At 71.8% G+C, this 22,697-nt stretch carries 18 protein-coding genes and 1 pseudogene; 17 read left to right on the forward strand and 2 right to left on the reverse strand.

Annotation, left to right across the window (positions count from 1 at the left end; all coding sequences use genetic code 11):
- Window positions 1–119: 119 nt before the first annotated feature.
- The 13 genes from SLINC_RS43050 to SLINC_RS43110 are packed head-to-tail and all read left to right on the forward strand — an operon-like array spanning window position 120 to window position 14,512.
- Entirely contained in the window at window positions 120–1,637 is a 1,518-nt protein-coding gene (locus SLINC_RS43050; protein ID WP_067446463.1) for a right-handed parallel beta-helix repeat-containing protein, read from the forward strand.
- Window position 1,638: 1 nt separating this feature from the next.
- On the forward strand, window positions 1,639–2,952 hold the full coding sequence (locus SLINC_RS43055) for a hypothetical protein (RefSeq protein WP_067443841.1): 1,314 nt from the start codon (window positions 1,639–1,641) through the stop codon (window positions 2,950–2,952).
- A 2-nt stretch (window positions 2,953–2,954) separates the two neighbouring features.
- Window positions 2,955–4,154: a glycosyltransferase gene (locus SLINC_RS43060; RefSeq protein WP_067443842.1), complete on the forward strand. Its 1,200-nt coding sequence runs from the start codon at window positions 2,955–2,957 to the stop codon at window positions 4,152–4,154.
- Window positions 4,155–5,390: a class I SAM-dependent methyltransferase gene (locus tag SLINC_RS43065; RefSeq protein ID WP_067443843.1), complete on the forward strand. Its 1,236-nt coding sequence runs from the start codon at window positions 4,155–4,157 to the stop codon at window positions 5,388–5,390.
- Window positions 5,387–6,181, forward strand: a complete 795-nt coding sequence (locus tag SLINC_RS43070; protein WP_067443844.1) for a glycosyltransferase family protein — start codon at window positions 5,387–5,389, stop codon at window positions 6,179–6,181. Before SLINC_RS43065 ends, SLINC_RS43070 begins: the two co-directional genes overlap by 4 nt.
- Entirely contained in the window at window positions 6,178–6,825 is a 648-nt protein-coding gene (locus SLINC_RS43075) for a PIG-L deacetylase family protein (protein ID WP_067443845.1), read from the forward strand. Before SLINC_RS43070 ends, SLINC_RS43075 begins: the two co-directional genes overlap by 4 nt.
- A 3-nt stretch (window positions 6,826–6,828) precedes the next feature.
- Complete coding sequence (locus SLINC_RS43080; protein WP_067443846.1) at window positions 6,829–7,854, forward strand: NAD-dependent epimerase/dehydratase family protein; 1,026 nt, start codon at window positions 6,829–6,831, stop codon at window positions 7,852–7,854.
- On the forward strand, window positions 7,851–9,149 hold the full coding sequence (locus tag SLINC_RS43085; RefSeq protein WP_067446466.1) for a DUF4910 domain-containing protein: 1,299 nt from the start codon (window positions 7,851–7,853) through the stop codon (window positions 9,147–9,149). Before SLINC_RS43080 ends, SLINC_RS43085 begins: the two co-directional genes overlap by 4 nt.
- 5 nt (window positions 9,150–9,154) lie before the next feature.
- A complete protein-coding gene (locus tag SLINC_RS43090; RefSeq protein ID WP_397794023.1) occupies window positions 9,155–10,453 on the forward strand; it encodes an MATE family efflux transporter in 1,299 nt (432 codons plus the stop codon).
- Window positions 10,450–11,397, forward strand: coding sequence for a glycosyltransferase family 2 protein (locus SLINC_RS43095; RefSeq protein WP_067443848.1), 948 nt, complete (start codon window positions 10,450–10,452; stop codon window positions 11,395–11,397). The genes SLINC_RS43090 and SLINC_RS43095 overlap by 4 nt, the downstream gene beginning before the upstream one ends.
- The gene (locus SLINC_RS43100) at window positions 11,394–12,623 is read left to right on the forward strand and encodes a polysaccharide pyruvyl transferase family protein (protein ID WP_067443849.1); all 1,230 of its coding nucleotides are present in this window, start codon (window positions 11,394–11,396) and stop codon (window positions 12,621–12,623) included. Before SLINC_RS43095 ends, SLINC_RS43100 begins: the two co-directional genes overlap by 4 nt.
- On the forward strand, window positions 12,620–13,171 hold the full coding sequence (locus SLINC_RS43105; protein WP_067443850.1) for a dTDP-4-dehydrorhamnose 3,5-epimerase family protein: 552 nt from the start codon (window positions 12,620–12,622) through the stop codon (window positions 13,169–13,171). Before SLINC_RS43100 ends, SLINC_RS43105 begins: the two co-directional genes overlap by 4 nt.
- Window positions 13,172–13,177: 6 nt before the next feature.
- Window positions 13,178–14,512 (forward strand): glutamate-1-semialdehyde 2,1-aminomutase, encoded by a 1,335-nt coding sequence (locus SLINC_RS43110; protein WP_067443851.1) that lies wholly within the window; start codon window positions 13,178–13,180, stop codon window positions 14,510–14,512.
- Window positions 14,513–14,519: 7 nt separating this feature from the next.
- Here SLINC_RS43110 and SLINC_RS43115 read toward each other — a convergent pair whose 3' ends face one another.
- The gene (locus SLINC_RS43115; protein WP_067443852.1) at window positions 14,520–15,203 is read right to left on the reverse strand and encodes a phosphatase PAP2 family protein; all 684 of its coding nucleotides are present in this window, start codon (window positions 15,201–15,203) and stop codon (window positions 14,520–14,522) included.
- Between the two features lie 407 nt (window positions 15,204–15,610).
- Between SLINC_RS43115 and SLINC_RS43120 the strand changes: the two are divergent.
- Window positions 15,611–17,124: pseudogene (locus tag SLINC_RS43120) on the forward strand (FG-GAP and VCBS repeat-containing protein).
- 21 nt (window positions 17,125–17,145) lie between these two features.
- Here SLINC_RS43120 and SLINC_RS43125 read toward each other — a convergent pair.
- Window positions 17,146–18,168: an ArsR/SmtB family transcription factor gene (locus SLINC_RS43125; RefSeq protein WP_067443853.1), complete on the reverse strand. Its 1,023-nt coding sequence runs from the start codon at window positions 18,166–18,168 to the stop codon at window positions 17,146–17,148.
- A gap of 179 nt (window positions 18,169–18,347) precedes the next feature.
- On the opposite strand from SLINC_RS43125, the gene SLINC_RS43130 reads away from it, so the two are divergent.
- From SLINC_RS43130 to SLINC_RS43140, 3 genes are all read left to right on the forward strand, one after another.
- Window positions 18,348–19,274: a LysR family transcriptional regulator gene (locus SLINC_RS43130; RefSeq protein ID WP_067443854.1), complete on the forward strand. Its 927-nt coding sequence runs from the start codon at window positions 18,348–18,350 to the stop codon at window positions 19,272–19,274.
- 106 nt (window positions 19,275–19,380) lie between these two features.
- Window positions 19,381–21,033 carry a choline dehydrogenase gene (gene betA, locus SLINC_RS43135; RefSeq protein WP_067443855.1) on the forward strand — a complete coding sequence of 551 codons (1,653 nt, stop codon included), beginning with the start codon at window positions 19,381–19,383 and terminating at the stop codon, window positions 21,031–21,033.
- Window positions 21,034–21,211: 178 nt separating this feature from the next.
- Window positions 21,212–22,681: an aldehyde dehydrogenase family protein gene (locus tag SLINC_RS43140; RefSeq protein WP_067443856.1), complete on the forward strand. Its 1,470-nt coding sequence runs from the start codon at window positions 21,212–21,214 to the stop codon at window positions 22,679–22,681.
- Window positions 22,682–22,697: the final 16 nt, after the last annotated feature.

Consider the following 22,697-nt stretch of genomic DNA (forward strand, 5'->3'; position numbering starts at 1 on the left):
GTGGAAGTCTCGGTGGAAGAAGGCGCGCTCGGAGCGTGCTCTCGGCGTACCGGTGGGAGGGTCCCGGCGACGGACCGGGCGTACGGGGTGCTTCGGCCTCCGCGCAAGGCCGCTCGGGGATCACCTGGCGACGCTGGGCGTCGCCGGCGGCACCGCTGGCACTGGCCCTGCTGGCGGTGACCGGCTGCGAGAGCACACCGGCCGCGCGGGCGAAGCCGACCCCTGAGCCGTCGGCCACGCCTGTGGCGCGAGTGTGCGCCAAGCCCGCCCCCGGGCCGGCGACGGCGCCCGACGGCGCGGTGACGGTCGACCCCGCGGTGGTCGGCGACCTGGCCACGAAAACCAAGAACAGCCCCCCGAACACCACGTTCTGGCTTCGGCCGGGCAAGCACACGCTCACCCCGGACCGCTACGCCCAGGTCATCCCCAAGGAGGGCAACCGCTACCTCGGCGCTCCGGGCGCGGTGCTCGACGGCCGCAAGAAGAACCAGTACGCCTTCGGCGGAGCCGCCCGCGACGTCACCATCCGCCACCTGACCGTGCAGGGCTTCGTCGCTCCGCAGGACCAGGGCGTGGTCAACCACGACTCGGCCGACGGATGGGTGATCGAACACGCGACGATCCAGCACAACTCCGGTGCCGGGCTGATGGCCGGCGCCCGCCAGCAGGTCCGCGCCAGCTGCCTGCGCGGCAACGGCCAGTACGGCCTGAACGCGTACAAGCCCGGCAACTCCATCAAGGGCCTGGTGATGGAGGGCAACGAGATCGTCGGCAACAACACCGACGACTGGGAGCGGCGGCGGGAGGGCTGCGGCTGCACCGGAGGCGTCAAGTTCTGGGCCGTCAACGGCGCCGACATACGCGGCAACTGGGTGCACGACAACCGGGGAACGGGGTTGTGGGCGGACACCAACAACAACGACTTCCGCATCGAGGACAACGTGCTGGAGGCCAACGACGGTGCCGCGCTGATCTACGAGACCAGCTACAACGCGGTCATCCGGGACAACACGATCCGGCGGAACAACTGGGTCGAGGGCCGCGACAAGGCCGAACGCGGCGACAGCTTCCCGTTCGCGACCGTCTACGTCTCCGAGTCCGGCGGCGAACCACGGATCCGAGCCCGCACCGACAAGATCGAGATCTATCGGAACGTGCTGGAGAACAACTGGTCCGGGATCACCCTGTGGGAGAACGCCGACCGGTTCTGCAACAGCCCGGCCAACACCTCCTCCGGCGACTGCACCCTGCTGGTGCGGGACACCGACCGGTGCGCGCGGCCGGCGATCGCCACCGCACCGCTCTACGCCGACTGCCGGTGGAAGACCCAGCGGGTGGAGATCCACGCCAACCGCTTCGTGCTGGACAAGTCCGTCGTCAAGTGCACGGAGAAGTGCGACCGCATGGCGCTGCTCGCCAACTACGGCACCTATCCGAAGTGGTCGCCCTACCAGGGCGAGAAGGTGGCCGAGGCGATCACGCGCGCGCAGCACAACCGCTGGCACGACAACGTCTACGTCGGTCCCTGGACCTTCGTCGCCCAGGACACGAGCCAGGTGCTCACCTTCAAGGGCTGGCAGGCCAAGCCCTACCAGCAGGACGCGGGCAGCACCCTGGCCCCACGGGCCGGTGGTTGAGATGGGCGTCGACCTGCGGCGCGGCGCGCTGCCGAGCGGACCGGACACGGCGGGCGCACGGCCCGACCCCGGACCGCTCCCCGCCGGCCCACCGAAGATCGTCGGGATCGCCTGGGGGCTGCTGATCCTCAACACCCTCGGCTCCGCCGGGGCGAAGACCGTCATCCCGCTGCCCCGTTCCCTCATCCAGATGGTCACCATGGGGGCGCTGGCCGCCGCGTTCGCGCTGGCGCTCGCCGTCAATCTCCGGCCGCGCATCCGCGCCAGCGCCTACCTGCTGCTGCTCACCCTGCTGCTGGTGCCGAGTGTGATCGCCAGCGCGAACCTGGAGTCCGGGTTCGGAGCGCTCTTCCGCTGCGCCCGACTGGCCCTGTTCGTCGGCACGTTGTGGCTGCTCAGCCGCTGGTGGGACGGCAGCCTGACGTTCGTCCGCAGCCATATACGGATGTACTTCGCGGTGCTCGGGTCGGTGGCGGCCGGCCTGGTCATCTCACCGGGCGCGGCCCTGCCCGAGCTCTACGGCGGGAGGCTGGTCGGCGCACTGTGGCCGCTCACCCCGCCGCAGATCGGACAGTACGCGGCGGTGATCATCGGGCTCACCGTGCTGCTGGTGGTGGGCCGCCGCACCGACCGGGCCAGTGCGGCGCTGGTCATCGTGCCGTCCCTGGTCCTGCTCGCGCTGACCCACACCCGCACGGCCACGCTCGGCCTGCTCATCGGGCTGACGCTGGCGATCGGCTCGCTCATCCTGACCAGCGCCGCCGCCCGCCGGTTCTTCGCCTGGGCGGTGCTGTGCGTGACGGTGGCGGCGGTGGGGTTCGGCTCCGCGTTGCAGGCATGGTTCCTGCGCGGACAGACCCAGGAGTACTTCACCAGCCTCACCGGCCGGGCCAAGGTCTGGGACGCCCTGCTGGCAGAGCCCCGGACGACCGTGCAGCGACTCTTCGGCACCGGCCTGGGCGACAAGTCCTTCGGGGGACTGCCCATCGACAACAGCTGGCTGGCCGTCTACCACGAGCAGGGTCTGACCGGCGTCGTCCTGGTGTCGGCCGTCATCGTCGTCCTCGGAGGTGTCGCCCTGCTGCGGCCGCCGTCGGTCCCAAGAGCCTGCGCGATCTTCCTGATCAGCTACTGCGCTATCGCGTCGTACACCGAGGCCGGGCTCGGCGACGCCTCGCCGTATCTGCTGCATCTGGCCCTGGCCGCCTCACTCCTCGCCGCACCCGCGGCACCCGCCGTGGCAACGCCCCTGCCGGCGCCCGCGGTTCCCCGACGACGCGTCCCGCGATGGGCCCATGGACCGGAGGTGAGCTGATCATGCACGTCCTCGTGGTGCACAACCGCTACGCCTCGGCGCAGCCGAGCGGGGAGAACAAGGTCGTCGACCAGGAGGTGGCGCTGCTGCGCGGGGCCGGCCACCGGGTCGAGGTGTTCGAGCGGCGCAGCGACGACATCGCCGGCCGGTCCCTCCTCGGCAAGGCCGCGCTGCCGCTGCTGGTGCCGTGGAACCCCTCGGTCCGCAGGGAGCTCGCCGACCGGCTGCGCACCGACCGGCCGGACGTGGTGCACATCCACAACGTCTTCCCGCTGCTGTCGCCCGCGGTTCTCGCCGCCTGCGCCGACGCCGGCGTGCCCGCCGTCGCCACCCTGCACAACTACACCCAGGTCTGTCCGCCCGGCACGCTCCAGCGCGACGGACGGCCGTGCACCGAGTGCGTCGGGTCGTCGCCGCTGCCCGCCGTCCGGCACGGCTGCTACCGGAACTCCCGGCTGGCGACGGTGCCGCTCGCGGTGAGCCTGTCGGTCAACCGGCGGCGCTGGTGGTCCGGCGTGGAACGGTTCCTGTGCATCTCCGCGGCGCAGCGCGACGTTCTGGTGGGGGCAGACATGCCCGCGGAGCGGCTGGTGGTGAAGCACAACTTCGTGCCCGACCCGGGCACGCTCCGCGCCGGCGCCGGCGAGCATCTGCTGTATCTCGGCCGGCTCGCGGAGGCCAAGGGCGTACGGCTGCTGATGGCCGCGTGGGACGAGATCGCGGCGAGCGGCGGTGTGGGCGTGCCGCTCGTGATCGCCGGTGCGGGGCCGCTGGAGCCGGAGGTGACCGCCTGGGCGGCGGGCCGGGACGACGTGCGCCACGTCGGCCTGCTGGACCCGGCACAGTGCCGTCAGGCCGTCGCCCGGTCGGTCGCCGTGGTGGCTCCCTCGACGTGGCTGGAGGCGTTCGGCCTGGTGGTCGTGGAGGCGATGGCGGCGGGAGTCCCGGCCGTCGCCGCCGGTCACGGCGCCTTCGTCGAACTCGTCGAAGACGGGGTGACCGGGCTGCTGCACCGGCCGGGCGATGCCGCCTCCCTCGCGTCGCGCATCCGCGAGATCGCGGCCGACCAGGACCACAACCGGCAGCTGGGCCAAGCGGCCCGGCGCCGTTACGACCAGGGCTTCAGCCCGCAAGTCGGGCTGAAGCGACTGGTGGACGAGTACCGCATCGCAATCACTGGTGGAAGCAATGGGGGGCAGTAAATGACACGATGCCGACTGTGCGGCTCGGAGGCGCCGGCAAGCGTCGTCGATCTCGGGGCCACACCACCGTGCGAGAGCTTTCTCGCCGCCGACCAACTGGACCAGCCGGAGCCGGCGTACCCGCTGCACCTGCGGGTCTGCACCGACTGCTGGCTCGCGCAGATCCCTCCGCTGATCACCCCGGAGGAGACGTTCAAGGAGTACGCCTACTTCTCGTCGTACTCGACCTCCTGGGTGGAGCACGCGCGCACCTTCGTCGCCGACGCCGTACAGCGTCTGGCGCTCGGCTCCGACGCCTTCGTGGTCGAGGTCGCCAGCAACGACGGATACCTGCTGAGGCATGTACTGGACCGGGGGATCCGCTGCCTGGGCATCGAGCCGTCGGTCAACGTCGGCGCCGCGGCCCGGGACGCGGGTGTGCCCACGCTCACCGAGTTCCTGGACCCGGACACCGGCTCGGCCGTCCGCGCGGAGCACGGCCCGGCCGACCTGGTCGTGGCCAACAACGTGTACGCGCACATCCCCGACGTGGTCGGCTTCACCCAGGGACTGCGCGCCCTGGTCGCCGACGACGGCTGGGTCTCCATCGAGGTGCAGCACCTGCTGACCCTGATCGAGGAGAACCAGTACGACACGATCTACCACGAGCACTTCCAGTACTACACGGTCGCGTCCGCGGCCCGGGCCCTCGCGAGCGGCGGACTCACGCTCGTGGACGTCGAGTTGCTGCCCACGCACGGCGGCTCCATCCGGCTGTGGGCCCGGCCGGCCGAGGCCGCCGGCGAACCGACCCGGCGGGTGGCCGACGTGCTGGCCCGGGAGAAGGCCGCCGGACTCCAGGAGCTGTCCGGGTACACCGAGTTCTCCGCCCGGGTGGCCAAGGTGCGCCGGGACCTGCTGCGGTTCCTCATCGAGGCGGCCGAGCGCGGCGAGACGGTCGTCGGCTACGGCGCCCCGGGCAAGGGCAACACCCTGCTCAACCACTGCGGCATCCGGCCCGACCTGCTCGCGTACACGGTCGACCGCAACCCCTACAAGCACGGCCGGTTCACGCCGGGCACCCGCATCCCGATCCTGCCGCCCGAGCAGATCGCCGCCGACCGGCCGGACTACGTCCTCGTTCTGCCGTGGAACCTGCGGGCCGAGCTGGTCGAGCAGCTGTCCTACGTGCACGAGTGGGGCGGCCGACTGGTCTTTCCCATCCCGGAACTGAGCATTGTCGAGGTCACGCGATGAAGGTCGTACTGTTCTGCGGCGGTTACGGGATGCGGATGCGCGAGGGCGCCTCCGACGACGTGCCCAAGCCGATGGCGATGGTCGGCCCGCGACCGCTGATCTGGCACGTCATGCGCTACTACGCGCACTTCGGGCACACGGAGTTCATCCTGTGCCTCGGCTACGGGGCCCACCACATCAAGGACTTCTTCCTCAACTACGAGGAGACGACGTCCAACGACTTCGTGCTGCGGGGCGGGCGGACCGAGCTGCTGTCCACCGACATCGCCGACTGGACGATCACGTTCGCGCAGACCGGCATCGAGTCACCGATCGGGGAGCGGCTGCGCCGGGTGCGGCACCACCTGGACGGTGACGAGATGTTCCTCGCCAACTACGCCGACGTGCTCACCGACGCCCCGCTGCCGGAGATGATCGAGAAGTTCGCCCTGCGCGACGCCGGTGCGTCGATGATGGTGGTGCCGCCGCAGTCGTCGTTCCACTGTGTGGAGTTGGGCGAGGGCGGCATGGTCGGTGGCATCACCGCGGTGAGCGACATGCCGCTGTGGGAGAACGGCGGCTACTTCGTGCTCCGCCAGGAGGTCTTCGACCACATACCGGAGAACGGGGACCTGGTCGCCGACGGATGCGCCCAACTGGCCAAGCGCGGCCGGCTGGTGGCGCACCAGCACCGCGGTTTCTGGAAGCCGACCGACACCGTGAAGGAGCGGGCCGCACTCGACGCCGCCTACGTCCGGGGCGACCGGCCCTGGGCCGTGTGGGAGCACGACCGTGCGGGGGTCGGGGCGTGATCCGCCTCGGGAGCGGGGGCCTGGAGCGGATCGCCGCGGTGGGCGCGCACTGCGACGACATCGCCATCGGAGCCGGCGGCACACTGCTCGCGATGTGCCGCGCGCGCCCGGGATTACGCGTCGACGCGCTGGTGCTCTCCGGCGGCGGCAGCGAGCGCGAGCAGGAGGAACAGGCCGCGCTCGCCGCCTTCTGCCCCGGCGCCGACCTGCGGCTGACCGTGCACAAGCTGCCGGACGGCCGGCTGCCCGCGCACTGGGAGGAGGCCAAGTCGGCCGTCGAGGAGCTGCGCGAGCGGACCGACCCGGATCTGGTCCTCGCGCCGCGTACCGATGACGCGCACCAGGACCACCGAGGCCTGGCGCGGCTGATACCGACCGCGTTCCGCGACCACCTGGTCCTCGGCTACGAGATCGTCAAGTGGGACGGCGACCTCGGCCGTCCGGCGGCGTACCAGCCGCTGTCACCGGAGATCGCCGAGCAGAAGGTACGGCTGCTCCAGGAGCACTACCCCTCGCAGCGCCACCGGCCCTGGTACGACCGCGAGGCCTTCCTGGGCCTCGCCCGGATCCGCGGCATCGAATGCCACGAGCGCTACGCCGAGGCGTTCGCCGTCACCAAACTCGTTCTCGACCTGGGGGATTGAACCTTGCGCGTACTGCTCACCGGACACCAGGGCTACCTGGGCACCGTGATGGCCCCGGTCCTCACGGCCGCCGGACACGAGGTCGTCGGCCTCGACTCCGGCCTGTTCGCCGACTGCGTCCTCGGCCCGACACCCGCCGACCCGCCCGGGCACCGGGTCGACCTGCGCGACGTCACAGCGGAACACGTGGCCGGCGTCGACGCCGTGATCCACCTCGCCGCGCTGTCCAACGACCCGCTGGGCTCCCTGGCACCGCAGCTCACCTACGACATCAACCACCACGCGTCCGTACGACTGGCCCGGCTGGCCCGCGACGCCGGAGTGCGGCGCTTCCTGTACGCATCGACCTGCTCGGTCTACGGCGCCGCCGGCGGTGACGACCTGGTGGCCGAGGACGCCCCGCTGCGCCCGGTGACACCGTACGCGGAGTCCAAAGTGCGGGTGGAGGACGACCTGCACGCCCTGGCCGACGGCGACTTCAGCCCCGTGTACATGCGCAACGCCACCGCCTTCGGCTACTCGCCCCGGCTGCGCGCCGACATCGTGCTCAACAACCTGGTCGGCCACGCGCTGCTGTCCGGCGAGGTGCTGGTGCTCTCCGACGGCACCCCCTGGCGTCCGCTGGTGCACGCCGCCGACATCGCCCGGGCCTTCACGGCCGCGCTGACCGCGCCGTACGAAGCGGTGCACGACCGGGCGTTCAACATCGGCAGCGAGATCAACAACGTCACGGTCGCCGAGATCGCCGCGCAGGTCGCCGAGGCGGTGTCCGGCTCCAAGGTGGTGATCACCGGCGAGAACGGGGCCGATCCGCGGTCGTACCGGGTCGACTTCTCCCGGTTCCGCGCCGCGCTGGAAGGCTTCGACTGCGAATGGACGGTGAAGCAGGGCGCCCTCGAACTCGCCGACGCCTACCGCAAACACGGGCTGACCGGGGAGGACTTCGAGCGACGCTTCACCCGCCTCGCCGTGCTGCGCGCGGCGACCGACACCGGCGCCGTCGACGACACCCTGCGGTGGCGCCGATGACCGAGACCGGCGCGCAGCCGACGACCACCACCGGCGAGGAGATGCACTCGCTGGTGGAACGGCTGTACCCGCTGTGCCGCAGCATCACCGGCGACGGAGTGCGCGCCACCTTGGACATCGTCGGCGAGTACATCCCGCTGCGGGTGCACGAGGTACCGACCGGAACCCAGGTGCTCGACTGGACGGTGCCGCAGGAGTGGAACATCCGCGACGCGTACATCGCCGACAGCACCGGCCACCGGATCGTCGACTTCGCCGCGTCCAGCCTGCACGTGCTCGGCTACAGCGTGCCGATGTCGGCGACCATGCCGCTGGCCGAACTGCGCGCACACCTGCACACCCTGCCGGACCACCCGTCCTGGGTGCCGTACCGCACCAGCTACTACAAGCCGGAATGGGGGTTCTGCCTGGCCCAGGACACCCTGGACGCGATGCCGGACGGCGACTACGAGGTGCGCGTCGACTCCACCCTCGCCGACGGCCACCTCACCTACGCCGAGCACGTGGTCCCCGGCCAGGTCGCCGACGAGGTGATCGTCTCCTGCCACGTCTGCCACCCGTCGCTGGCCAACGACAACCTGGCCGGCATCGCGGTGGCGGCCTTCCTGGCCCGCGCGCTGGCGGCTCAGAAGCCGTGGTACACCTACCGGTTCATCTTCGCGCCCGGCACCATCGGGGCGATCACCTGGCTGGCCCGCAACGCGGAGCGGGTGGAACGGGTCAGGCACGGCCTGGTGCTGGCCTGCGCGGGCGACCCGGGCCCGCTGACGTACAAGCAGAGCAGGCGCGGCGACGCGGAGATCGACCAGGTGATGCGGCACGTGCTCACCGCCTCCGAACGCCCGCACCGCGTCACCGAGTTCACCCCGTACGGCTACGACGAACGGCAGTACTGCTCGCCCGGGTTCGACCTCGGCGTGGGCTCGCTCACCCGGACCCCGTACGCCGGCTACCCCGAGTACCACACCTCGGCGGACAACCTGGACTTCGTCTCCCCGGAGGCGATGGCCGACACCCTCGCGGTCTGCCGCGAGGCGTTCGCCGTACTGGACCGCAACCGGAGGTACGTCAACCTCAGCCCCTACGGCGAACCACAGCTGGGCCGGCGCGGGCTGTACGACTCGCTCGGCGGCCGCAGCGACGCCCAGCAGGCCCAGATGGCCATGCTCTGGGTGCTCAGCCTCTCCGACGGCGAGCACAGCCTGCTCGACGTCGCCGAGCGGTCCGGGCTGGCGTTCGACACCGTCGCCGCCGCGTCCGACGCCCTGCACGGCGCCGGGTTGATCAAGGCATGACGGCGATGACCACCGAGGGGGAGGAGACGGCGCCGTCGGCACCCAGGGCCGCGCTTGCCTGGCGTGCCGTCGCCGGACGGCTTTCCTGGGGACTCGCCGACCAGGCGGCCTCCAGCCTGACCAACTTCGCGGTGGGCATCTACGTGGCACGCTCGCTGGGGCCGGCCGCGTTCGGCGTGTTCAGCCTGGCCTGGGTGACCTACGGCGTCGTGCTCAACGTCTCCCGCGGGCTGGCCACCGACCCCCTGATGGTGCGCTTCAGCGCGGTGCCGGCCGCCTCCTGGCGCGCGGCGGTGGCCCGGTCGTCGGGTACCGCGCTCGGCGTCGGCACCGCGCTCGGCGCGGCGTGCGCGGTGGTCGGGCTGATCCTCGGCGGCACCGTGGGCCTCGCGTTCGTCTGGCTCGGCGTCGTGTTGCCGGCGCTGCTGCTCCAGGACGCCTGGCGGTTCGCGTTCTTCGCCGCGGGCAGTGGACGCAAGGCCGTCGTCAACGACCTGGTGTGGGGCGTCACCCTCATCCCGGCCATGGTGGTGGCCGCTCGCGTGGGCAGCGTGGCCGCCTTCGTGGTCGCCTGGGGCGCGTCCGCCGCCCTGGCCGCGGTGTACGGCTGCGTTCAGTCCGGCATCCGGCCCCGCGTGACAGGAGCGCGCGGGTGGCTTCGCGAGCACCGCGACCTCGGCTACCGGTACCTGGTCGAGAACGTCAGCCTCAGCGGCGCGGTCCAACTGCGGGCCTACGGGCTCGGCGCGATCGTCGGTGTCGGCGCGGTGGGTGTGGTCCGAGGCGCCGAACTGCTCCTCGGACCGTTCCTCGCCGTGCTGATGGGACTGTCGCTGGTCACCGTCGCGGAGGCGGCACGGGTGCTGCGCCAGGCCCCGCACCGCCTCGCCAAGTTCTGTCTCCTGCTGGGCGGCGGGCAGGCCGCCGCCGCGCTGCTGTGGGGCGCGGCCCTGCTGCTGGTGCCGGACCGCGGCGGCGAGCTCGTGCTCGGCGCTGTCTGGACCTCCGCCTCGGAGCTCATCGTGCCCGCCACCCTCGGCGTCGCGGGCGCCGGCCTCGGCGTCGGCGCGGCGGCCGGACTGCGCGCGCTCGGCGCGGCCCGGCGCAGCCTGCGCAGCCAGCTGTTCGCCTCCGCCTGCTACGTCACCGGCGGACTCGGCGGAGCGGCCGTCGCCGGCACGATCGGCTCGGCCTGGGGCGTCGCCGCGGCGACCCTCAGCGGCTCGGCCGTGTGGTGGCTGCACCTGCGGTCCGCCCTGCGCGCGCACCACCAACCCCCCATCCGTGAAGTGAGGACTCCATGACCGCCCATCCCCGGTTGAGCATCGGCCTGCCCGTCTACAACGGCGAGCAGTACCTGCCCGAATCGCTCGACGCGCTCCTCGGCCAGACCTACGAGGACTTCGAACTGGTCATCTCCGACAACGCCTCGACCGACAGGACCGAGGAGATCTGCCAGAAGTACGCCGCCCGGGACTCCCGCATCCGCTACCTGCGGCTGCCCCGGAACATCGGCGCCGCACCGAACCACAACTACGTGTTCACCCAGTGCCGCGGCGAACTGTTCAAGTGGGCCTCGCACGACGACCTGTACGCCCGGGACCTGCTGTCGCGCTGCGTCCAGGCGCTGGACGAGCGGCCGGACGTGGTCCTCGCCCACGCCGACCAGGCGGTCATCGACGGCGACGGCCAGGTGAAGGTCCCCTACGAGTACACGCTCGCCACCGCCTCGCCGCACGCGCCGGAACGATTCCGCAGCTTTCTGTACGAGCCCGGCGGCGACGACTTCTACGGGGTGATGCGGGCCGACATGCTGCGCAGGGTCAAGCCGCACGACAGCTACCACCACGCGGACCGCACGTTCGTCGCCGAGATCGTGCTGCACGGGCCCTTCCACCAGGTGCCGGAACTGCTGTACTTCCGCCGCGACCACCCCGACCGGGCCGAGCGGGCGAACCCGTCCAAGCGTTCCCGGTGCGCCAACCTGGACCCGCGCCGGGCAGGCCCGCTGCACCCGACGCCCCGACTGCTCGCCGAGTACGTCTGGGGCTTCGCCTCGGCGATCCGGCGGGCGCCGCTGTCCCCGGCCGACCGGCGCGCCTGCTACCGCCACCTCGCGCTGTGGATGACCAGCCGGGTCCGGCCGGGCGCCGGCGAGCGGGTCGAGGACCGCGCCCCCGTCGACCCGGCCCTGCTCACCGTCTCCGTCGACGACGTCGTCGCCGGCCGAGAGGGAAGGCAGCTGTGAACACCCCGGTGCGCGTCGGGGTGTTCGGCCTGCTCGGCTCGGGCAACCTCGGCAACGACGGGTCGCTGGAGGCCGTACTCGGCTACCTGCGCGCCGCGCACCCGGAGGCGGCCGTGGACGCCCTGTGCGGCGGACCCCGGGTCGTCGAGGCCCGGTACGGGATCCCCGCGACACGGCTGCACTGGAACCGCGGCGAGTACCGGACCGCCTCACGCGCCGGCGCGATCGCGGCCAAGGGCCTGGGCAAACTCCTCGACGCCGTCCGCACCGCCGCCTGGGTGCGCCGCCACGACGTGGTGATCGTGCCGGGCATGGGCGTCCTGGAGGCCACCCTGCCGCTGCGGCCATGGGGCTTCCCGTACTCACTGTTCCTGCTCTGCGCCAGTGGCCGGCTGCTGCGCACCCCGGTCGCGCTGGTCGGCGTAGGCGCCGCCCCGATCGGCGACCGGCCGACCCGGGCCCTGGTGCGCTGGTCGGCACGCCTCGCTGCGTACCGCTCCTACCGTGACACCGCCTCCCGTGACGCGATGCGGGACATGGGCGTGGACACCGGACGCGACGAGGTCTACCCGGACCTCGCGTTCGCCCTGCCGGCGCCGGAGGCGAGCGCGCCCCCGGACGGCCCGCCGGGCACGGTCTGCGTCGGCGTCATGGACTTCCACGGCGGCAACGACGACCGGGCCCGGGCCGAGGAGATCCACCGGCGCTACCTCGACGGGACGACCCGCTTCGTCCGGGCACTGGTCGAGGACGGCAGACCGGTCCGGCTGCTCACCGGCGACCAGTGCGACGCGGCGGTGGTCGCCGCGATCCTCGACGCGGTCGACTCGCCGCTGGTCACCGCCGCCGAGACGGCCTCGCTGGCCGACCTGATGAAGGAGACGGCGGCTGCCGACACCGTGGTGGCGACCCGCTACCACAACCTGATCTGCGCCCTGAAGGCCGGCACACCGACGCTCGCGCTCAGCTACGCGTCCAAGAGCGACGCGCTCATGGACCGGATGGGCCTCGGCGCCTACTGCCACCCGGCCCGCGAGGTCGACGCCGACCGGCTGCTGGAGCAGTTCCGGGCGCTGGAGAAGCGATCGGCGCAGCTGCGGCAGACACTCCGCGAGCGCAACCAGGTCGCCGCCCGGCAACTCGAGGACCAGTTCACCGCCTTGACCGGCGCCCTGTTCCCCTCGGCAGACCACACCCACGCCCACGCGTACAAGGAGGTCCGATGAAGGCGACCGAAGTCCCGGAGATCTCCGGCGCGTACCTGTTCGAGCCGACGCCGTACGCCGACGAGCGCGGCTTCTTCTGCCGCACCTTCGACGCCGACCTGGTCCGCTCGGTGGGCCTCGACCCGGACGCCTTCGTCCAGGACAGCCTGTCCCGCTCGCTCCGGGGCGTGCTGCGCGGCCTGCACCTGCGCTCCGGCGCCGGCGAGGCCAAGCTCGTGCGCTGCTCGTACGGGAAGATCTTCGACGCCGTCGTGGACCTGCGGCCGGACTCGCCGACGTACCTGGGCCGGGCCTTCTTCGAGCTGTCCGGCGAGACGCAGGCGACCTTGTACATCCCGGCGGGGTGCGCGCACGGCTTCCAGGCGCTGACGGAGACCGCTGACACCTCGTACCGGATCGACCGTCCGCACGATCCCGCCGAGGACGTGACGATCGCCTTCGACGACCCGGAGCTCGCCATTCCCTGGCCGCTGCCGGTCACCTCGATGTCCAAACGGGACCGGGAGGCGCCGAGCCTCGCCGAGGTCCTTTCGCAGAAGGAGAGTTGAGGCCGCGTGGACACCGAAGACACCGGAGAGCTCGTGCTGCCCCGGTCGCGGCTGGCGAACGAGCGGCTGCACGCCCTGATCCCCGGCGGCACGCACACCTACGCCAAGGGCGACGACCAGTACCCCGAGAACCTGGCCCCGGTCATCAGCCACGGCCGCGGCGCCCACGTGTGGGACATCGACGGCAACCGGTACATCGAGTACGGCTCCGGCCTGCGCTCGGTCAGCCTCGGCCACGCCCACCCCCGCGTGACCGAGGCGGTGCGGCGGGAACTCGACCGCGGCAGCAACTTCGTCCGGCCGTCCATCCTGGAGGTCGAGGCCGCGGAACGCTTCCTGGCCACGGTGCCCACCGCCGAGATGGTGAAGTTCGCGAAGAACGGCTCCGACGCCACCACCGCCGCGGTACGCCTGGCCCGCGCCGCCACCGGGCGCCCGCGGGTGGCCCTGTGCGCCGACCATCCGTTCTTCTCCACCGACGACTGGTTCATCGGCACCACGCCGATGTCCGCCGGCATCCCGGCGTCCACCACCGATCTCACCGTGGCCTTCCCCTACGGCGACCTGGCCGCCACGGAGGACCTGCTCACCCGGCACCAGGGCGAGGTCGCCTGTCTGATCCTCGAACCCGCCACCTACACCGAGCCGCCGCCCGGATACCTCGCCGGCCTGCGGGAGCTGGCCGACCGGCACGGGTGTGTCCTGATCTTCGACGAGATGATCACCGGCTTCCGTTGGTCGGAGGCGGGCGCCCAGGGCCTGTACGGCGTCGTCCCCGACCTCTCCACGTTCGGCAAGGCGCTGGGCAACGGATGCGCCGTCTCCGCGCTGGCCGGGCGCCGCGAGCTGATGGAACTCGGCGGGCTGCGCCACTCCGGCGAGCGGGTGTTCCTGCTGTCCACGACACACGGCGCGGAAACGCACTCCCTGGCAGCCGCGATGGCCGTGCAGACCACCTACACCGAGGAGGGCGTCACCGCGCGGCTGCACGCCCTCGGCGAGCGGCTGGCCGCCGGTGTCCGCGACGCCGCGGCGAGCATGGGCGTCGGCGACCATGTCGTCGTGCGGGGCCGGGCCAGCAACCTGGTCTTCGCCACCCTCGACGAGAACCGGCAGCCGTCCCAGCAGTACCGCACCCTGTTCCTGCGCCACTTGCTCGCGGGCGGGGTGCTGGCCCCGTCGTTCGTGGTGAGCGCCGCGCTCGACGACGCCGACATCGATCACACCGTCGACGTCGTGGCCCAGGCATGTGCGGTGTACCGGAAGGCACTGGACGCCGCCGACCCCACGCCCTGGCTGGCCGGGCGGCCGGTGAAGCCCGTGTTCCGCCGCCTGGCCTGACGGGAGGTCAGAAGCGCTTCAGCCGGCCGGCGTCGGCCATTCGGTCGTCCAGCCGGTCGGCGGTCCGGTCGATCAGCCACGCGGTCGCCGGCACCACCGCCATTGCGGTGCACCAGCCGCCGAGGACGTCGGTGGGATAGTGCGCGCCCAGGGAGACCTGAGCCCAGCCCATGGCGGCGCCGGCGACCAGCGCCGCGGCGAGCACGAGGACCGTGCCGGCCGTCCTGCCGAGGCCGAGCCGGCCGGTCGCGAGCAGCGCCACCGCGAGGGCGACCGCGGTGACGAAGGCGGTGTGCCCGCTCGGGTAGGACAGGTTGCCCTCGCCGTGGATGGTGCGCCCCACCAGAGGCTTGAGCAGTGTCGTCGTCCCCACCGTCAGGCCGGCGCCGGCCACGACGAGCACCGCCGCGCGAGGACTCCGAAGCAGCAGACAGCCCGTCACGGCGGCCACGACCAGCAGCGCCGCTCCGACGGGTTCCCCCCAGAAGTCCGTGGCCAGAGCGATGTCCCGCCACGGCGACCGCACATCCTCGACCGTCGGCTGAAGCCACCCGTCCACCCGGCCTGGCTTGCCGCCGTCGGCATACAGGACCCCGAGCACGAGGACCACCAGCGCGGCGAGAACCGCGGCCAGCCCGAGCCACCCGCGCGGCGGAGCAGGCAGCACCGCGCGTCCCGGCCGGCCGGTCACACGTCCTCCGCGTCCGGTCGACCGGCGGCAGGGGCAAGCATGAAGGGGGCTGGGCCGACGCCCAGTTGCTCCCCGGCCGGGCGATCCAACACGAGCCCCCCTGTCGTGCCTGCACAGCCCCAACTCGCCGACACGGCCGTCACCTTGGCCATGGGCATCGGGTTCAGCCTTCACTTGTCACCCTAACCAACCCCGCGCGCCTCGCGCAGGCGATGGCACGGAGATCCGATTCCCCGTCTCCCGCTGCCTGGTGTCGGGGTCCCGCAACAGATGTCACTGGCGCGTCACAGCCCGCCCGGGCCCCACAACCCCCGCCGGGACCGCCGGGTCGAACCACGCGTCGGACCGGACCAGCCGACTGACACAGCATCACCATCGATCATCAACGTCCCACGGGGGGAACAGATATGAGCATCGCCGCGCGCACCGCCCGACGCACCACAGGCTCGGCCGCCGTCACCGCGGCGTCCTTCCTGCTGCTGGCGGGAGCGGGCATCCTGGCCGCCCCCGCCGCGTTCGCGGGCATTCCGGGCGCCTCGTCCGCCGTCGACCGCAACGACGACTTCAACGGCGACGGCTACGCCGATCTGCTCACCGGTGCCCCGGAGGGCGCCGTCGACGGCAAGGAGGGCGCCGGGTACGTCACCGTCCAGTACGGAGCGCCGAACGGCATCGGCACCGGCACCACGGTGCCCAAGGGCCGGGTCCAGGTGGTCAGCCAGTCGACCAAGGGTGTGCCCGGTACCTCCGAGGCGGGGGACCGTTTCGGGCAGGCGGTCGCCACCGGTGACCTGGACGGTGACGGCTACGACGACGCCGTCGTCGGCGTGCCCGGCGAGGACGAGGGCGCCGTCGAGGACGCGGGCCGGGTGACCGTCCTGTACGGCTCCAAGGCGGGTCTCGGCGCCGAGAACACCGTGACGGTCACCGCCGCCGAGCCCACCGCCGGCGCCCGGTTCGGCCTCGCGGTGGCGGCGGCCCGGTTCTCCGGTGACATCGACGCCGACCAGATGGTCGTCCTGGACCAGAAGACGGGCCTGAACGTCTTCACCTACCACGCGGGCGTCCTCCGGCAGGTCGGCACACCGCAGTCCACCGGTCACGCCGTCCAGGGCGCCTACCTGACCACCGGCGACTACGACAGCGACGGCCTCGCCGACCTCGTCGTGTCCGGCTACAGCCCCGACGACGACTACACCAAGGGCTGGTCCGCCTACTACGCGGGCGGGACGGAGGGCCTCGGTCACCGGCGCGACCTGCGCGGCGGCCTGGGCACGGCCTCCGGTGACATCAACGGCGACGGCTACGACGACCTCGTGGTGGGCCAGCTCAGCGCCGTGGACGACACCGCCGGAGCCGCCGACGCGCCCGGTGGCCTGGTCGGCGTCTACTACGGCGGCGAGGACGGCCCGGCCGGCACCGAAGGCCCCGGCACCGCCCCCGAGTGGTGGTCGCAGAACTCCCCGGGCGTGCCCGGCAGCGCCGAGCCGGACGACGCCTGGGGCAACGACCTGTCCGTGGCCGACGTCGACGCCGACGGCTACGCGGACGTGGCCGTCGGTGCGCCCGGCGAGGACGTGGGCTCCGCCGCCGACGCCGGCGCGGTGTGGCTGCTGCGCGGCTCGCCGACCGGCCTGACCGCCACCGGGGCCCAGTCCTTCGACCAGAACACCCCGGCATCCCCGGGAGCGCGGAGACCGGCGACGGGTGGGGTGCCCAGGTGCGGCTGGTGGACACCGACGGTGGCGGCTGGCGCGAGCTGGTGGCCGCCGCACCCGAGGAGAACGCGGGTGACGGCGGGGTGTGGGTGCTGCCCGCGAGCGGGAACGGACTGCTCGCGGACGGCTCCTGGACGTACGGCGCCGCCGCCCTCGGTGGCAGCGCCCACGGCGCCCGCTTCGGCGCCGTGATCGACGAGTAGCCGACGCGGGACACGGACCGCCTACCCGCACGGGCCGGCGGCCGTGGCCCTCGGCACGGTCGCCCCGCTGCCGGACAGCAGACTGTGGGCCAGCGGTGTCGCCGAGTGCTCGACATGTTTGCCGTCCCGGCGGCTGACGAGGAGTCCCGCCCCGCGCAGGACACCGATCTGATAGCTCGCGCTGGCCGGTGCCAGTCCGAGGGTCTGTGCCACCTCGGTGGTGGTACGCGTGCGGTGACCCGCCACGTCGGCGAGAACCGCGCTCCTCGTCCGGCCCAGCAGCCGTTCGAGCCCTTCCTCACCGGCCGGCGCGATGTCGAACGGCTGCTTCGCGACGGGATAGACGAGGACCGGGTCGAGGCCGGGGTCGGCCGGGGCCGTGGGTCTGCGCCAGCAGAAGTACGACGGCACGAGCGTCAGCCCGCGGCCGTCCAGGCGCAACTCCCGCTCGATGGGATAGTCCACGTCGAGATACGGCGGGTTCCATCGGGCGAACGGGTGCAGGCCCTTCAGAAGAGCCGAGGTCCCTCCGTCGAGCAGGGTCTGCGTGCGGACCGCGATGTCGTCGTCCACTGCCGACCGCACCTGCCGCCAGTACGGTTCCAGCAGCGTCCGGAACGAGTCCCGCAAGGAGTCCGCGACGAGCGCGAGGGAGGCGGTGGCCCGTTCGTGCGGACCTCGGATCCATCCCGGTAACGGTCTCGAATCGGCGAGCCGGGTCAGTTCTCCGACCAGCCGGTCACGGGGCGTCGCCCGCACTTGGTCCAGTGCCGCGTCCAGGTACTCACCCGTGACCGGAGGCGTCAGGAAGTCGGGGATGTAGCCCGCGGCCGGGATGACGGTGCGCAGTGTGCGCAGGGCGTCGGAGGCGTGGTCGTCCCGCGACAGCCGGCGGGTGGTCGCCTGGCGCCAGTGTCCGAACTCCAACGGCCCCTGGTACGTCTGAAGGCGGCAGACGGCGCACATCAACTCCCACAGCGGATCGGGCTGCCGAGCCAGGCGCACGTTCTCAAGATCGCGCCATCCGAAGTGGATGCGAAGCAAGTGGCGCCTCCATTACGGCGGTTCCGCCTCGTGGACGGCCCCGGGGCGGGGGCGCACCGGATGCCGACGTGGCCGTTATGCCCGCTGTCGGAACAACTCCCTTGATCCTGACGGATCGTGTCCGGGCGGAACAGTAGAGATCGAGAGAGGATCCCCACCATGCCGATAGCTTTTCCACTATGAGTCCTGGTCGCGGCACCGGTGGCACACGAGAGCCGAGCCTGCACCAGCTCCGGCTCTACCTCGTCCTCGCCCAGGAACTCCACTTCGGTCGGGCGGCGGCACGCGTCTATGTCACCCAGCCCACCTTCAGCCAGCAGATCAGGTCGCTGGAACAGCGGCTCGGCGTCACACTCGTCGAGCGCGGTGGCCGGGGAGTGCGGCTCACCGCGGCCGGTCAGGCCCTCGCCGAGGAGGCCAGGTCGGTGGTCGACGCCATGGCCCGATTACGGCAGACCGCCGACCGCCACGTCGGCACGGCGCGTGGGCGCCTGCGTCTGGGCAGCCTCGGCGCGGAGGCCGCCATGCCCCATGCCCAGACCGTCCTCGCCCACCTCCGCGACCGGCACCCCGACCTGGAGATCGAGGTCCGCAACCTCACCTTCGTCGACATGTTCAGCACCCTGCTCACCGGGGAGGTCGACGCCGCGTTCCTGCGCGGCCCCCTGCCGGGCGGGATCCAGTCCCTGCACCTGCACACCGAGACACGGGTGGTGTGCCTGCCCGCCGACGACCCGCTCGCCGGCCGGGACACCGTCACCCTCGCCCACCTCGCCGACCGCGCGGTCGTCGACATGCCCCCGGAAGTGCCCCGTGCGTGGTGGGACCACCTCACCGTCAACCCGCGCCCCGACGGCACACCGGTCCGCTTCGGTCCGGTCGTGAGGGACACCGAGGCCATGGTCCTCGCCGTCACCCAGAAACAGGCGATCACCTTCCTGCCCTCCGCGGCCCGTCACCTCTACCCGCGCGCCGGCATCACCTACGTCGACTGCTCCGAACTGGGGGTGTCCACGGCCGAACTCGCCTGGCTCCCCGACAACCGCGACAGCCCGGCCGTGACCGCTCTGCGCGAGGCGGCCCACCGGACCCTTCGGCAGGCATAGAGCACGGACCCCGACCTCTGGAGTTGCGTTGCGCGCAACCTGGTGCGCATGGTGCTACCGGTCTACGATGCCTGGCGTATCTGTGGCGCGAGCGAGACGAGGCACCATGGCTTCCCAGCAGTACGACTTCGTCATCGTCGGCGGTGGTTCGGCCGGCAGTGCACTGGCGAACAGACTCTCCGCGGATCCCGACAACCGGGTGCTGGTCCTGGAGGCGGGCCGGTCCGACTATCCCTGGGACGTGTTCATCCACATGCCCGCGGCGCTGACGTATCCGATCGGCAGCCGGTTCTACGACTGGAAGTACGAGTCCGAGCCCGAGCCCCACATGGGCGGCCGGCGTGTCTACCACGCCCGCGGCAAGGTGCTCGGCGGCTCCAGCAGCATCAACGGCATGATCTTCCAGCGCGGCAACCCCATGGACTACGAGCGCTGGGCGGCCGACGCGGGCATGGAGAGCTGGGACTACGCGCACTGTCTGCCCTACTTCCGGCGCATGGAGAACTGCCTGGCGGCCGATCCGGACGACGAGTTCCGCGGCCACGACGGCCCCCTCGTCCTGGAGCGCGGCCCGGCCACCAACCCGCTCTTCGGTGCCTTCCTCAAGGCCGCCGAGGAGGCGGGCTACGCGCCGACGGACGACGTCAACGGCTACCGTCAGGAGGGCTTCGCCCAGTTCGACCGCAACGTCCACCGCGGCCGCCGCCTGTCGGCGTCGAAGGCCTACCTCAAGCCCGCCATGAAGCGGCCGAACCTCACCGTCACCACGCGCGCCCTCGTCACCCGCGTCCTGTTCGAGGGCAAGCGCGCCGTCGGCGTCGAGTACCGGCGCGGCCGGGGACCGGCCCAGAGGGTACGGGCCGGGGAGGTCATCCTGTGCGGCGGCGCGATCAACTCCCCGCAACTGCTCCAGCTCTCCGGCGTCGGCAACGCCGAGGAGCTGACCACCCTCGGCGTCGACGTCGTGCACGACCTGCCGGGCGTCGGCGAGAACATGCAGGACCACCTGGAGGTCTACGTCCAGTACGCCTGCAGGCAACCCGTGTCCATGCAGCCGTACATGGCGAAGTGGCGGGCCCCCTTCATCGGCCTCCAGTGGCTCTTCCGCACCGGCCCGGCCGCCACCAACCACTTCGAGGCCGGCGGCTTCGCGCGCAGCAACGAGGACGTCGACTACCCCAACCTGATGTTCCACTTCCTGCCCGTCGCGGTCCGCTACGACGGCTCCTCACCCTCCGGCGGCCACGGCTACCAGGTGCACGTCGGCCCCATGTACTCCGACGCCCTCGGCTCGGTGAAGATCAGGAGCAGGGATCCGCGGGTGCACCCGGCGCTCCGCTTCAACTACCTCTCCACCGAACAGGACCGCCGTGAATGGGTCGAGGCGATCCGGGTGGCCCGCAGGATCCTCGAACAGCCCGCGCTCGCCCCCTACAACGACGGGGAGATCTCACCCGGGCCGACGGTGGCGACGGACGAGGAGATCCTCGCCTGGGTCGCCAAGGAGGGCGAGACCGCCCTGCACCCGTCCTGCACCTGCAAGATGGGCACCGACGACCTGTCCGTCGTCGACCCCGCCAGCATGCGCGTGCACGGTCTGGACGGCCTGCGCGTGGTGGACGCCTCCGTCATGCCCTACGTCACCAACGGCAACATCTACGCACCTGTCATGATGATCGCGGAGAAGGCCGCCGACCTGATTCTCGGCAAGGAACCGCTCGCGCCGTCGAAAGCCGCGTACTACCGCCACGGCGGCTGAACGCTCGTCGTATACAACAGGGGGGCGTCCGGGACGTCGTCCGTGGTCGGGGGAGTGCCCGCCTGGTCGAATCGTCATCCGCCAACCCCTTGACGTGGGTCCGGCCATTCGCCAGGGTGTTCCACCACAAGCAATCGGGTGCACGATGCGCAACGACTTCGTTCGAAAGGCTCGGCGCGTGGCAGACCTGTACGTGGATGGCGAATGGCGGGACCCGGTGGCCGGTGGGCGCCGGGAGATCCGATGTCCCGCCGACGGCACGCTCGTGGCGACCGTCTCGGAAGGGTCCCGCGCCGACACGGAGGCGGCGATCGCCGCGGCCCGCCGCGCCTTCGACGGCGGGCCCTGGCCGCACACCCCCGAACGGGAGCGCGGCGCGCTGCTGTCGCGCACCGCGGACATCCTCGAACGCGACGCCAAGGACTTCGCCCGCGCCGAGTCGCTCGACACCGGCAAGCGGCTGGTGGAGAGCGAGTACGACATCGCCGACGTCGTCTCCTGCTTCCGCCACTACGGCGGACTCGGCGGCACAGACGCCGGCCGTGTCATCGACACCGGCCGCGACGACGCCGTCAGCCGTGTCGTGTATGAACCGGTCGGCGTGTGCGGACTGATCACGCCCTGGAACTACCCTCTGCTGCAAGCCAGTTGGAAAGTCGCCCCGGCGCTCCTCGCGGGCAACACGATCGTCCTCAAACCCAGCGAACTCAGCCCCTCCAGCTCGATCCTGCTGATGAGGGCTCTTGAGGAGGCCGGACTCCCGGCCGGCGCGGCCAACCTCGTCCTGGGCACCGGACCCGAGGTTGGCGCACCCCTCTCCGAGGACTCCGCCGTCGACATGGTCTCCTTCACCGGCGGACTTCAGACCGGCAAACGCATCATGGCCACCGCCGCGTCGAGCGTGAAGAAGGTGGCCCTCGAACTCGGCGGCAAGAACCCCAACGTCGTGTTCGCCGACGCGGACTTCGAGACGGCCGTGGACTTCGCGCTCACGGCCGTCTTCCTGCATTCGGGGCAGGTCTGCTCGGCCGGCGCCCGCCTGATCGTCCAGGACTCCCTGCACGACCGACTCGTCGACGAGATCGTCCGCCGCGCCCGGCTGATCCGGCTCGGCGGCCCCTTCGACCCCGAGGCCGACACCGGAGCACTCATCTCCGCACAGCACCTGGCGAAGGTCGAGGACTACGTCGCCGCCGGCCTCGCCGAGGGCGCCGTCCTGCGCTGCGGCGGCGCACGCCCCGACGACCCCGCACTGGCCGGCGGCCACTACTACCCGCCCACCGTCCTCGACGAGTGCCGGCAGGACATGCGCGTGGTCCACGAGGAGTCCTTCGGGCCCGTGCTCACCGTGGAGCGCTTCACCGACGAGGACGACGCCATACGCATCGCCAACGACACCGAGTACGGACTCGCCGGTGCCGTCTGGACCCAGGACGCCGGCAAGGCCCAGCGGGTCGCCCGGCGGCTGCGCCACGGCACGGTGTGGATCAACGACTACCACCCCTATGTGCCGCAGGCGGAATGGGGTGGCTTCGGGCACTCCGGCGTGGGCCGGGAACTGGGACCGACCGGCCTGAACGAGTACCGCGAGCCCAAACACATCTGGCAGAACATCCAACCCCGGCCGCAGCGCTGGTTCCGCGGCTGAACGCCGAAAAGAGGTC

Source organism: Streptomyces lincolnensis, from assembly GCF_001685355.1.
Taxonomy (GTDB): Bacteria; Actinomycetota; Actinomycetes; order Streptomycetales; family Streptomycetaceae; genus Streptomyces; species Streptomyces lincolnensis.